General features: G+C 58.8%; 10 protein-coding genes. 5 read left to right on the top strand and 5 right to left on the bottom strand.

Annotated elements, in window-relative coordinates:
• Nucleotides 1-4: 4 nt before the first annotated feature.
• Both BN5935_RS04720 and BN5935_RS04715 read right to left on the bottom strand, forming a co-directional pair.
• On the bottom strand, nucleotides 5-1327 hold the full coding sequence (locus BN5935_RS04720; RefSeq protein ID WP_064975096.1) for an ABC transporter permease: 1323 nt from the start codon (nucleotides 1325-1327) through the stop codon (nucleotides 5-7).
• Between the two features lie 13 nt (nucleotides 1328-1340).
• Nucleotides 1341-2261, bottom strand: coding sequence for an ABC transporter ATP-binding protein (locus BN5935_RS04715; protein ID WP_064975095.1), 921 nt, complete (start codon nucleotides 2259-2261; stop codon nucleotides 1341-1343).
• Between the two features lie 199 nt (nucleotides 2262-2460).
• On the opposite strand from BN5935_RS04715, the gene BN5935_RS04710 reads away from it, so the two are divergent.
• The 3 genes from BN5935_RS04710 to BN5935_RS04700 all read left to right on the top strand — a co-directional run bounded on the left by BN5935_RS04710 (nucleotide 2461) and on the right by BN5935_RS04700 (nucleotide 6703).
• Nucleotides 2461-4905, top strand: a complete 2445-nt coding sequence (locus BN5935_RS04710; RefSeq protein WP_064975094.1) for an ATP-binding protein — start codon at nucleotides 2461-2463, stop codon at nucleotides 4903-4905.
• Nucleotides 4906-4909: 4 nt separating this feature from the next.
• The gene (locus BN5935_RS04705) at nucleotides 4910-6265 is read left to right on the top strand and encodes a sigma-54-dependent transcriptional regulator (RefSeq protein ID WP_064975093.1); all 1356 of its coding nucleotides are present in this window, start codon (nucleotides 4910-4912) and stop codon (nucleotides 6263-6265) included.
• A gap of 228 nt (nucleotides 6266-6493) precedes the next feature.
• Complete coding sequence (locus BN5935_RS04700; protein ID WP_229096340.1) at nucleotides 6494-6703, top strand: hypothetical protein; 210 nt, start codon at nucleotides 6494-6496, stop codon at nucleotides 6701-6703.
• 180 nt (nucleotides 6704-6883) lie between these two features.
• On the opposite strand, the gene BN5935_RS04695 is transcribed toward BN5935_RS04700, so the two are convergent.
• Complete coding sequence (locus tag BN5935_RS04695; RefSeq protein WP_204244887.1) at nucleotides 6884-8389, bottom strand: BACON domain-containing protein; 1506 nt, start codon at nucleotides 8387-8389, stop codon at nucleotides 6884-6886.
• A 202-nt stretch (nucleotides 8390-8591) separates the two neighbouring features.
• Between BN5935_RS04695 and BN5935_RS04690 the strand changes: the two genes are divergently transcribed.
• Nucleotides 8592-9683 carry a hypothetical protein gene (locus BN5935_RS04690; protein WP_064975091.1) on the top strand — a complete coding sequence of 364 codons (1092 nt, stop codon included), beginning with the start codon at nucleotides 8592-8594 and terminating at the stop codon, nucleotides 9681-9683.
• 22 nt (nucleotides 9684-9705) lie between these two features.
• Here BN5935_RS04690 and BN5935_RS04685 read toward each other — a convergent pair whose 3' ends face one another.
• Together BN5935_RS04685 and BN5935_RS04680 are read right to left on the bottom strand one after the other, a co-directional pair.
• Entirely contained in the window at nucleotides 9706-10713 is a 1008-nt protein-coding gene (locus tag BN5935_RS04685; protein WP_064975090.1) for a glycine N(alpha)-acyltransferase GlsB, read from the bottom strand.
• A gap of 28 nt (nucleotides 10714-10741) precedes the next feature.
• Nucleotides 10742-11569 carry an acyltransferase gene (locus BN5935_RS04680; RefSeq protein WP_064975089.1) on the bottom strand — a complete coding sequence of 276 codons (828 nt, stop codon included), beginning with the start codon at nucleotides 11567-11569 and terminating at the stop codon, nucleotides 10742-10744.
• 406 nt (nucleotides 11570-11975) lie between these two features.
• On the opposite strand from BN5935_RS04680, the gene BN5935_RS04675 reads away from it, so the two are divergent.
• Nucleotides 11976-13175 carry a tyrosine-type recombinase/integrase gene (locus tag BN5935_RS04675; protein WP_064975088.1) on the top strand — a complete coding sequence of 400 codons (1200 nt, stop codon included), beginning with the start codon at nucleotides 11976-11978 and terminating at the stop codon, nucleotides 13173-13175.
• The last annotated feature ends 47 nt before the right edge of the window (nucleotides 13176-13222 follow it).

The raw sequence follows: 13222 nt of genomic DNA, 5'->3' as shown, positions 1-13222 counted from the left end.
AAACTCAATACTTGTACCGAATCCATTTGAACAGCTCTTTGAGCGACGGTTTTTTGCCGTACATGAAGATACCCACGCGGTAGATCTTCGAGGCGACCCACACCATGCCCACGAACGAGCCGTAGAGCACCACGAGCGAGAGGACGATCTCCCACAGCGGAATGTCGTAGGGGATGCGGGCCATCATGACGATCGGCGAGGTGAACGGGATGATCGAGAACCAGAAGGCCATCTGCGAATTGGGGTCGCGGATGACGACGAACATCATCAGCAGGGCCAGAATAATCGGCAGCGTGATGGGCATTTGCAGTTGCGAGGCGTCCTGCACGTTGTCCACGGCCGAGCCCACGGCGGCGAACATCGCCGAGTAGAGCAGGTAGCCGCCGAAGACGAACAGCAGCAGACTGGCGAAAATCTTGACGATATAGCCCAGATCGGTCATGGCGGCCACGGCCTGCAGCATTTCGGGGTTCATGTCGGTCATCGAAGCTGCGTCGGGCATACCCTGCTGCATGGCTTGGGCGCCCGCCATCACGTCTTCGGGCATCAGGTGGGGCATCACGAGGGCCCCGACTCCGGCGATCAGCACGCCCCAGATCAGCACCTGCACGATGGCCACCGAGGCCACGCCGAGGATTTTGCCCATCATCAGGTCGAACGGGCGGACCGACGAGACCATCACCTCCAGTACGCGGTTGTTCTTCTCCTCGATCACCGACTGCATGACCATCGAGCCGTAGATCAGCAGGAACATGTAGAGAATGAATCCCAGCACATAGCCCACGCCCGTGGCCACGGCCGACGACTGCGCCTGCGTGTCCTCCTCCTGCGACTTGTCGTTGCGGAAGGTCTGCATATTGACCTTGGTTTTGACCTGTTCGAGAATCTGCGAGAGGTTTTCGATGTTGTAGGCCTTGAGTTTCTCGGCCTCGAGGATGCGCTCGATCTGCCCCGTGATGTTGCTTTCGAGGGAGAGCGACGACGAGGAGTTGGCGTAGAGGCGGACGTTGTTGGGATTTTCCAGAATGTCGCCGCCGATCCAGAGCACGCCGAACTTTTCGGTCAGCTCCCTGCGGGCCTCCTCGGTCGGAAGTTCCGTGGCTTCGAAGCGGACCTCCTCGTCGCTTTCGAGCTTCGGGGCTATCAGGCCGCTCTCGTCGATGACGGCGATGACTTTCTCGTCGCCCCGCGAGAACTGCATGATGAGCGCCGGGGCGGCCATCAGGGCGATCATCAGCAGCGGCATCAGCAGCGTGGTGATGATGAAGGATTTCTTGCGTACGCGCTCGTTGAACTCGCGCTGGATAATGATGGATATGTTGGACATGGCGTTTTTCGTTTTAGAGTTTGCCGTTGACGGCCCTTATGAAAATGTCGTTCATCGAGGGGATGATCTCGCGGAACGAGCGCAGTTCGACGGCTTCGTTGACGGCCGAAATCACCCCGCGCACCTCGGCGTCGTTGTCGACGTGGAGCTTGATCATCCGGTAGACCGACTCCTCCTGTGTCCCGTCGAGTATCTCGCAGCGTCCGGCGACGGCCTGCCGCAGGACGGCTTCGTCACCCCGGTAGGCCACTTCGAAGATGTTCGACCCGTGACGGCGGCGGATGTCGTCGACCTTGCCCGAGAGGATGTTGCGCGACTTGTTGATGAGCGTGATGTGGTCGCAGATCTCCTCCACGGAGGACATGTTGTGCGTCGAGAAGATGACCGTAGCCCCCTTGTCGCGCAGTCCCAGTATCTCGTCTTTCAGCAGGTTGGCGTTGATGGGGTCGAATCCCGAGAAGGGTTCGTCGAAGATCAGCAGTTTGGGTTCGTGGAGCACCGTGACGATGAACTGCACCTTCTGGGCCATGCCCTTCGAGAGCTCCTCGACCTTCTTGTCCCACCAGTCCTGAATGCCGAACCGGATGAACCACTCCTTCAGCCGCACGACGGCTTCGCGGCGCGAAAGTCCCTTGAGGCGGGCGAAGAAGACGGCCTGTTCGCCCACCTTCATCTTTTTATAGAGGCCGCGCTCCTCGGGGAGATAGCCGATGCGGTAGACATCTTCCGGGGCGATTTCGCGGTCGCCGAACAGCACGCGGCCCGAATCGGGCGCCGTGATGCGGTTGATGATGCGTATCAGGGTCGTTTTGCCCGCTCCGTTGGGGCCCAGCAGTCCGTAGACCGAGCCTTGGGGGATGGCGAGCGATACGTCGTCGAGCGCCGTGTGCGAGGCATAGCGTTTGGTGACGTGTTCTACTGTGAGTAAATCCATAGTCGCAGAATGTTTGTTTTTTCGGATCGTTACGGCGACAAATATAGGAACAAATTTTGAATATCAAAAAATATTTATCGAAAAACGATAAATATTTGTATTTGCCCTCCCTGCGGAATCCCCGGGCCGCTTCGGAATGCGGTTCGGGGATCTCCGGACGGGTTTGGCATTGAACTCACCTTTCACTATATTTGACGCTGTGAAGGAGTCGAAATTCGTCAAGGCGAAGATGGTCGCAGGCTATGTCCTGCTGATCGCGGTCTGTGTGCTCGCGGTGGGCTATGTCTACCGTGTGGCGGTCCGTTTTTCCGCTCCCGACAGCAGTTACACGCTGTTGCAGACCAAGCGCAGCGCCGTAAACCGGACCCTTTACCACCTCTATCAGGCCGAAAGTTACGGCCAGTTGATGATCGCCGGCTACCAGTCCTACGAGGCGCGTTACAAACGCGAATTGCGTACCGTGAGGGGCTGCATCGACTCGCTGCGGTCGCTGGCCGACGACCGGGATTCGTTGCAGACGATGCGTCTGGACAGCATCACGCGGCTGTTGGCCGACAAGGAGCGGCGCACGATGAGCCTGCGGCGTTCGATCCGCGCCGGGTCCACGGCCAGCCTGCTGGACAAGAACATCCGTGACCTGATCGGTCCCCAGCAGGGGATTGTGGCCGATACGACGCCGTTCCGCCGCGTCGTGAAGCAGGACACGACGGCCGTGCCGCGGGCCCGGCGGCGTTTCTTCCAGCGGCTGGGCGACCTGTTCAGCCCGCCGAAAGAGGATTCGAGCGTGGTGATCTCCCGCCGCGAACTGGTAGCCCCCGTGGTGCCCGCCGGATCGGTGAAGGACACCATCACGCTGGTGCTGAGGGCCCTGCAGGACAGCGTCACGAGCAACCGTCTGGACATCTACGACCATGCATGGCAGGAGGGACTGCGGCTGAGTTACAGCAACGAGCTGGTCAATACGAAGATATATCGTCTTATCATGGACTTCGAGGCCGAGGACACGGAGTTCCTGATGCGGCGCATCGAGCAGACGGAGGCTTTCCGCCGGCGGTCGTCGCGCGTGCTGGGCGGCGTGGCCATCGGGGCCGTGGTGCTCATGCTGTTGTTCGTCGGAATGCTCTGGCGCGACATCAGCCGCAGCAACCGCTACCGCCGGGAGCTGGAGCAGGCCAACCGCGACAAGGAGGCGCTACTGGCCGCCCGCGAGAAGCTGATGCTGGCCATCACGCACGACATCAAGGCTCCGCTGGGGTCGGTGATGGGTTACATCGACCTGCTGTCGCGGCTGACCGCCGACAAGCGGCAGGAACTCTACCTGCACAACATGAAAGACTCTTCCGAACACCTGCTGGCGCTGGTCAACAGTCTGTTGGATTTCTACCGGCTGGATATCAACAAGATCGAGGTGAACCGGGTGGCCTTCAGCCCGGCGCAGTTGTTCGAGACCATTCGGGCGGGGTTTGCCGCCGCCGCAGCGGCCAAAGGGCTGGAACTGCGGCTGGAAACGGGGCCGGATGCCGCGCGGACGGTCATGGGCGATGCTTTCCACATCCGCCAGATCGCCGACAACCTGATCTCCAATGCGTTGAAATTTACGAACGAAGGTTCCGTGACGCTCCGCGCGGACGTCCGGCAGGGACGGCTGGTCTTCTCGGTCCGCGATACGGGCCGCGGCATCGGCCGCGAGGAGAAGGAACGGATTTTCGGGGAGTTCGTGCGGCTGAGTTCGGCGCAGGGCGTTGACGGGTTCGGACTGGGGCTGTCGATCGTCGACCGTCTCGTGAAGCTGTTGGAGGGGACTATTTCGCTCGAAAGCCGTCTCGGTGAGGGGAGCAAATTCATCGTGTCGGTGCCCGTCGGGGAGGCCGGACCTGCGGCGGTGCCCCCGGAGGTGCAGGAACCGGCTTCGCCTCAGCCGGGACTGCGGGTGCTGTTGGTCGACGACGACCCGTTGCAGTTGGAGATGACCGCCGCGATGTGCCGCCGGGCGGGGATCGGCGCCGAGTGCTGCCAGTATCCCGAATATGCCGCCAGACTGGTCGCCGACGGGCGGTTCGATTTGGTGCTGACCGATATACAGATGCCTTCGGCCGACGGATTCAGCGTGCTGGCGGCCGTGCATGGAGTCGATCCCGCGTTGTGCGTGGTCGCCGTGTCGGCCCGCGGGGAGCTGGATGCTGCGGATTTTACGGCCCGCGGATTTGCGGGATGCCTTCGCAAACCGTTCACCTACAGCGAACTGGTCGCCGTGGTCCGTGCGGTCTGCGGCGGGGCGGTTGCGGAAGGGGACGAACCGCCGGTTCCGGCGTCGGGGACGAATTTCGACCCCCTGACGGTCTATGCGGGGGACGATGCCGGTGCGGCGCGGAATATTCTGGCCTCTTTCGCCGAACAGACTGCGGCCAATGTCCGGGAGCTCGAAAAGGCGGTCGGAAGCGGCGATGCGACAGCGGTAAGGGCCCTGTCGCACAAGATGCTGCCGATCTTCACGATGCTCGGTGCGGCGGAAGTCGCCGACATCCTGCGCCGGGCCGAGAACCACGAAGGGCCCCTGACCGACACGCTGTGCGGTGAATTGCGCGCGGCGGTCGAAAAAATCCGCGCGATTGTCGCGGAAGCTGAAAAAACGATAACTTTGTAGCGTTATGGAAGAGCGTATCCTGATCGTAGACGACGACATCACCTTTGCCCTGATGCTGCGCACATGGCTTTCGAAGCGCGGTTTCGGGGTCGAGACCGCCTCGTCGGTAGCGGCGGCCAGAACAGCCCTCGGAGCCGGCGGATTCTCGTTGGTGCTGAGCGATATGCGTCTGCCCGACGAGGACGGTATCGCCCTGCTGCAATGGATGGCCGGGGCGGGCGTGACGGCGCCGGTGATCGTGATGACGAGTTACGCCGAGATACAGAATGCCGTGCGGTGCATGAAACTCGGCGCCTGCGACTATGTGGCCAAGCCGGTGAATCCCGACGAACTGCTGAAAAAGATACGCGAGGCGCTGGACACGCCTGCACCGAAAACTCCGGCGGCAAAACCGGCCCCGCAGTCCGCAAAAGGGGCTTCGGGCGGGACGCTCAATTATATCGAGGGGCGCAGTGACGCCGCGCGGCAGTTGTACGAACACATCCGGCTGGTGGCTCCGACCAATATGTCGGTGCTGGTGAACGGCGAGAGCGGCACGGGCAAGGAGCATGTGGCGCAGTTGGTCCACCGGGAGAGCAAGCGGGCCGGAAAACCCTTCGTGGCGGTCGATTGCGGGGCCATTCCCCGCGAGCTGGCGGCCTCGGAGTTCTTCGGGCACGTCAAAGGTTCGTTCACCGGAGCCCTTTCCGACAAGACGGGGGCTTTCGAGGCGGCCGACGGCGGCACGCTTTTCCTCGACGAGGTGGGCAACCTCACCTACGAGACGCAGGTGCAGTTGCTGCGCGCCCTGCAGGAGCGGCGCATCCGCCCCGTGGGCAGCAACCGGGAGATTCCCGTCGACATCCGTCTCGTGGCCGCGACCAACGAGGACCTCGAAGCGGCCATCGCACGCGGGACGTTCCGCGCCGACCTATACCACCGCATCAACTCCTTCACACTCCGCATGCCCTGCCTGCGGCAGATGCGCGAGGATATTCCGCTCTATGCCGATTTCTTCCTCGATCAGGCCAACCGCGAACTGGACAAGCGGATCGTGGGATTCGATCCGGCGGCCGCGGCGGCCCTTGCCGCCTACGAGTGGCCGGGCAACCTGCGTCAGTTGCGAAACACGGTGCTTTCGGCGACGCTGCTCGCCGCGGGCGAATACATCACCTGCCGCGACCTGCCGGGAGAGATTACGGGCGGTCCGGCGGCGGAATCCCCTGCGGCGCCCCTTCCGCTGCGCGACCGCGCCTCGGAGGAGGAGCAGATACGCCGCGCCCTTGCGGCGGCGGGCGGCAACAAGTCGCAGGCGGCGAAACTCCTCGGCATCGACCGCAAGACGCTCTACAACAAACTGCACCTTTACGGCATCGAATAGCGCCGTTCCACACCCCGGGTGTGGAATTATTCCACACTCCGCACTCCGGTTCCACACTTTTTCCACATGCCCCGAATTTTCGGCACGCTGTATTTTCGGCTGAAATACAGTGCGTTGCAGATTGTCTGTCCGCATGGCATAGGGCTTGAATTTCAGAAGAACAGAAACGGAAAGGAAACAGACCGCAGAACTGAGAAAATGAAGTTTAACCACTAAATTCTTAAAGCTATGAAAAAGACAGTTGTAATGATGGCCGCGATGATGATGATGGCCGGCGGTATGGCATTTGCCCAGCAGCCCGAACAGCCCGAAGCTCCGAAGCAGGAGAACCCCGCACCCGAGCAGAAGCCCGATGAGAAGTCGGAACCGACGAAGAAGGACGAGCCCGAAAAGACGGAGAAGACCGAGGGCCTGACCTATGACATGTTCATTCGATAGCCGTCTGTCCGGAATCATTTAGTTAAACGATTGTTTGCCTGGTACCCTGCCTTCGGGCGGGGTATTTTTATGGGCGGCGGGGCGCTTGTCGTGCTCCGTTCCGATGTGCCGCACTCCATATCCGACGAACGGCGCCCTCCGACTGTCGGAAGGCGCCGTTCGTTCGTCCGCGGCCGTGCGTCACGGCTGCTGCATCCACTCCACGTTCGGGGCGTCGCTGAAGAGCAGGTTCAGCGGCCGGGGAAGGCTCGCGGCGTCGGTCGCAAAGAGGAATCCGACCTTGTCGAGCGGCACCGAGAGGAACGTCGTCGAGGGATAGCCGCCGATGAGGTTCACCTCGTCGAGCAGTGACCAGACGAAGATCTCGAACGGCATCTGTCCCGGCAGGAGCGTCAGTCCCGGGAACCGCTCTTCGTAGTCGGACGACGAGTTGTCCGCCGGGTGGGGTTTGAAGAACACGTCGTATTCGCTGCCGTACTGGTCCATGATGCGCCGGACATAGGCGGCCTGCTGCTGGCGGCTCTCGTCGGTGGTGTGGCTCGTGCCGAGGATGATGAGGTTCCCTTTCGGCGAGGCGTCGAACAGGGCCTTGAACTGGTCGTAGCTGAAGTTTGCCATGCGGTAGAACTCCTGCTTGGCGTTCTCCGGAAGGGCCGTCAGCAACTCGTAGGGCTGGACGCTCTCCATCTTCATCTCGGCCAGCTTTTCGGTCATGAAGGGCCCCGACGACTCCATCAGGGAGGCATTCTGGAGCATCAGCCGGTAGTTGGGACGCGTCGACAGGTAGGCGATCCACTCATCGGAAACGAGACTTTGCGGGGCCCGGGTTTCGGGATAACGGCCGCCGTGGTCCCAGTCGAGGGCCTCGACCTGAGCGGCGTAGTCGTTCCAGTTCTGCTCGGCCGTGGCGGGGTCGCCGAAGAAGGTGTGGAAGTTGTTGTAGGTTCCCGTGCCGTCGGAGAGCATCGTCACCTTCACGCGGGCCGAGTCGATGCCCTGCCCGACGAACCAGTCATAGCCCGCACGGCAGACCAGATCGGTGACATAGAGCCCGAATACGGCCGTGGGGTCCTCGGCATTGATCTCCAGAATGCGGCGTTTCATCTGCTCGCTCATTGCGTAAATCTCCTCGGTAGTGGCTCCGGCGTTGGGGTTCGCGGCGGTGAAAACCGTGGCGTAATCGGGGAACAACTTCGGGTCGTAGGTCTGGGGACGTTCGTAGAAGAAGTAGCTCGGCTTGTCGTGCGAGAGCAGGTGCAGTCCCGAATAGAGGGCCGGCATCGTGCCGAATGCGGCGTAGAAATAGTAGTCCGGGGAGTCGAATCCCGCGTCTTTGGCGCTCTGCGAGAGTTGGAACGGATAGCTTTTGCCTTCGCAGACGAAAGTCAGGAGGGCGCTGCGCGCCTCACCGGCGTTGGCCTCAAGCGTGACCTCGATCTCCGAGTAGCCCTCCGGACCGCTCAGGGGCGAGAGTGTGAACCAGTCGTTTCCCCCCCCCTCTTCGGGTAAGGTTATGCTCCACGGACCGGGGGCCGTGACGGTGATCTTGCCGCTGCGGGCCAGATAGTCGAGCGACAGGAATTCGGTGCCGTCGTTGATGCGGACCTCCGAAGTCTTGTCGTCGGAGCAGGCCCACACTCCCGTCAGGAGGGCGAACACCGGGAAAAGGCGAAATAGTCGTTTCATATCAAGAGATGTTTTTGGGTTTTCAGTGCTTTCTGTTAAATGTACCTGCCGGGGGATTACTGCATGTAATTGCAATATTCAGGCCGTTCGGACTATTTTTTCGGAAGAAACGACTATCGGAAGGTTGCATATCCGGGAAATTTTATATTTATTTGCACATATCGATATATGTATGTACATATAAACCCTAAAACAGACCTTTATGAAGCGAACTCTGACCACCCTGAAATCCCTTTCAGCACTTTTCGCCCTGCTTTTCCTGACGAACTGCGGCGGCAATGTGGTTGGCAACGGCGTCGTGCCCGATACGACGATGCTCGGGCTGCTCTGCCCGCCGGGAAAAGACATCTTCACCGGCTCGGACGGGGCGATCTCGGTTCCCGTATCGGAGGGCAAAAGTCTCTGGATATGGGGCGACGCCTTTATGGGCGAAGTGGTCGACAACCAGCGGGGCGACTCGGTATCGACCCCGCTCATCTATGGGAATCTCTTCGTCGAACTCGACGGGGAGCGAGCCCGGACCATTTGCGGGGGAACGCCCCGACATCCGCAGCCGGTCATCCCGAGCGACAGTGTCGATGGCAAACAGGCCGTCTACTGGCCCCATCACGGGTTCGTTCGGAACGGGATTCTCCACACATATATGGTGCGGATCGTTTTTGACCCCGTGCTGTGGTTCTACACGCACTCGGTTTCCTATATCCGGATGCGCCTTCCCGATTATGAGCTGATCGACCAGCGGGACGATGCGGCCTATCCCGTCAACAAGGTATGGTATGGGTTCGGGTGGTTTCAGCTCGGCGACTATTATTATACCTACGGCGGCACAGAGTCCCGGGAGCTGCATGCCGCGCGGGCCCGGCTGGTGGACGATGAACTGTGCGACTGGGAGTATTTCGACGGGGTGGGATGGAGCCGCGATCCCTTGAAAACGTGTAAATTGGAGGGCTTGGACATCAAGATCAGCACCCAGTTCAGCATCTTTCCGCACGACGGGAAGTACATTCTGCTGACGCAGGACGGCGATGCTCTCTCCAACGACATCTATTCGTTCGTCGCAGACGGTCCGACGGGTCCTTGGCGAAACAAAAAAATGCTCTACACGGCGCCCGAACCGGCCTCTAACGATCGGCTGTACACCTACAACGCCATGGCGCATCCCCAGTACGACCGTGACGGGATGCTGCTGGTGAGCTACTGTGTGAATTCTAAGCGCCCGCGGGATATCTGGGAGGATGCCTCCATTTACCGGCCCCGGTTTCTCCGTGTCCCCTATGACCTGATCCTGAACTGATTCCAATAAAAAAGCGGAGCGCTCAGGCGTTCCGCTTTTTCTTCATCCGTTCGAGGTGTTCGCGCAGGTGTTCGCTGAACTCCTCCCGGCGGTGTTTGAGGTTGGCCCTCCACCCCAGCCAGCGGGTGTAGCGCAGGCGCTTCTCGGGATAGATGTCCCGGATCGTCACCAGAATGCCGGTCTCCTCCACACCGCCGAAATCGGGATTCGACACCGTGTCGAAGACCCGCATCGTGGGCGAGAGGTTCATATAAGCATTGATCAGCGGCGGAATATTTTCGTTGAATTCGCGGATCTTCTGGATCAGGATGCGGTAGTTTTCCATGTAGGTCGCGCCGCAGAACAGCTCCTCGTAGTAGGGATCGTCGAGGTCGAGGTCGATCGGATGGATGCCCTCCACCAGCTTGTCGCGGTCGGGGAAGTAACGGCGCAGGAACCAGATCAGCGCATTGCGCGCCACCGATTTGTAGGAGGTGTACATCGTGACCTTGCCGAAGAGGTATTTGGCCTTGGGATTCAGCACGATCAGCGCCCCGAGCCCGTCCCAGAGGTTGTCCAGCGCATAGATGCTCTTGGCGTTGCCGCGGGCTTGGTAGGCGGGCTGCACGAACGAACGCCCCAGTTCGATGGTTCGGGGCAGGAATTTCCGGCGGAAACGCTCGCTGAAGCGGAAGTAGTGCTCGGTCGAGAGATGGCGGGGATTGGGCGTGGTGCAGACGATGAAGCGGTATCCGCCGACGATCTCCGCCGCCGCCGGGTCCCAGACGATCAGTTGGTAATAGCCGTCGCCGGCGAGGTCCTCCTCGTCGATGTCCACCTCCTGTCCCGTGCCGCCTCCGGCGCCGCGGAAGGCGACCTCGCGCAGACGCCCCACCTCGCGCATCAGCGCAGGGCATTCCGAGGCTGCGAAGATGTAGATCTCGTTGCCTGCCTTGTTCGTGTCGCGCATCTTGCGGGCGGGTGTCAGCTCCGCGAGCAGCGACCCCCGGTCGACGGGTGCTATAATGGGTACCATCTCTTTCTGTTCCATAGACGGGGCAAAAATACCAATTTTACCGCTACTTTGCCGGGGTGTCGAGCTTGTTTTTCAAAAAATACGCTTTTTTGCGTACTTCCTCCGTCTGTTCGTGCAGCGAACCGTAGCGTTGCAGGTCGGCCACGGGGATCGGGTCGCCGACGACGATGCGGAAGTGTTTGCCCTTCTGCGAGAACATCTCGTCGGGGAGCCACAGCATCTCGATGTTGAACTTGATTCCCAGAGCCTTGCGTATCCGGTAGACGCGGTAGAAGAATTTCGACAGCTCCCCTTCGACGAAGACCGGGACGATCTGCCGCTGCGAGGCGTAGGCTTTTTTCAGAAAGCTGATTTTCCATGTGGGATCGGTGATCTCGCCGCCGATGCAGCGCGAGCAGAGGCCCGCGGGAAAGGTCAGGATCGGGAGTTCGCCGAAAAATTCCTCGTCGAATTTACGGGCATAGGCCGTGTTTTGCGCACCGTGCGTATTCACCGGTATCCATAGCGGACGCAGTGGATCGATATACATCAGCAGGTCGTTGACCACCACCCTCGCGTCGCCGAAGCGGTCGATCAGCTTGTCGGCCAGCATCATGCCGTCCATGCCTCCGAACGGGTGGTTCGAGGCGAAGAGGTAGCGTCCTTTGGGGTCGAGTTTCTCGAGCCCCTCGATCGAATAGGTGACCTGCCATTCGCGGAAGGCCGCGCGGATGAACTCCTGCGGCGGCAGGTTCCAGTAGTGTTCGAGAATGTAGTTTATCTCCTTTTCGTGGATGGTCCGGCGCAGCCAGCTCACCAACGGACGCGGTATCCAGCGGGCCAATCGCGGGGCCTTGCTCCTGAGTACGGCGCCGATGTCGATTTTTGGCATGAAACGTTCAAAAATTATAATCACAAATATACGGTTTTTTTGCTATAAGTTGAGCGCTGTTGGACGTTAATCATCGTTAAAATCTGTTCTCGTTGGGGTTGGGTGGTTCAATTTGTCTCACTTTGTGTCGAATTTTTAACCCCTATTGTAACCCTAGCGACTTGGCGGAGCTCTCCAAGGCCGTTTTCTGCAACTCGGGTTCATCCAGTCTTTTTTCCAAAAAATATTTTGTGCCCAAAAACTCGGCAAGGCGTCTGTCTAGCTGGTAAACGAATTTTTTTATAAAATTTTCCAATCGACAACTCTTTTAAAATCAATGTTTTGGAACTAATTTAGCGTATGCGGGAGAAAAATCCCCGATTGTTTCCAATAACTCCGGTTATTAATAGGGTAAACATATACCAAGATGAAAAGAACGATAAAAGCTATTTTACGCGACGATCTTTCGACGAAAGGTCCGGAGAAACGTATCGACCTGCGGGTTTACCTAAAAGGCCGCCAAACAAAGTTCGCAACCCCTCACTCAGTCGCTCCATCCTATTGGGATAAGCAGTCGGGGCGTGTTATCGGGGCTTGCTCCGAAAAGAGCGTCATTAACGCCTATCTGAGCGGGAAGGAGGCCGATTACGAACGTTATCTGATTCAATGCGACGTATTGGGGGAATCTGTCGATCTGGAGCGAATCCGTGAAATTCTTACCGGAAAGGCGCGGACGTCCTCGCGTGAAAAGACGAACGCCACCCTCGATGAAATCTTCGATGCCTATGTAGATAAACTGCGGACAGATAACCGCAGCGAGCGAACGATTATAGGTATATTGGACCTTAAAAAGGATATAGCGAAATTTTCAAAACGGAGTAAGAAACGGACGATCGACCAGCTTGATATTCTCTTTATTCAGGAGTATAAAAAGTATTTGCGGACGGTCCGGCGGAATGCGGATAATACGATTAATACGAAATTGAACCGCCTGCGTTCGGTGGTGAAGTGGGCCGGACGGCTGGGTTATCCAATCGACGACCCGTTCGGGAAAGGATTAAGGTTTATGACCCGGTCGAAGCCTCGGACGATCTTTCTGACAAAGGACGAATATGAGGCATTTCTGCACAAAGCGTTGCCGGACGACGCGAGGATGAAATTGGTGCGCGAGTTGTTCATCTTCTGTTGCAACACGGGCCTGCGCTTCGGCGACGTGCTGGATCTGAAATGGGAGCATCTGAAGAAAGACGCCCAAGGGATGATGTATATATCCAAAGTTCAACGCAAAACGGGCGAGTTGGTCGAAATTCCGCTACTATCGAAATGGGTAAAGGTTCTGTTGGCTAAGTACCGGAACGTGTCTACGAATGAGTATGTTTTTCCGAGAATATCGAATAATTGCGCGAATCTGAAGTTGAAGATATTGGCGAAAAAGGCTGGGATCAAGAAATGTCTTTCCTTCCACGTTTCCCGCCATACCTTTGCCTCCCATTTGGCGAACGAAGGAATACCCCTCTACCTCGTAGCAAAACTTTTGGGAGACAAAAGCCTCGACATGGTGCATCGGGTCTATACGAATACCGACCGAACGGATTTGGTGAACGCGATCAGAAAAGTGGTCGCTTAATGAAAAAAGAGTAGCTTTCGCCGAGTTTTGGCGGAAGCTATTTCTAT

Source organism: Alistipes provencensis (genome assembly GCF_900083545.1).
Taxonomy (GTDB): domain Bacteria; phylum Bacteroidota; class Bacteroidia; order Bacteroidales; family Rikenellaceae; genus Alistipes; species Alistipes provencensis.
Note: the sequence above shows the minus strand (reverse complement) of the source record. Positions and strands in the feature narration are given on the sequence as shown.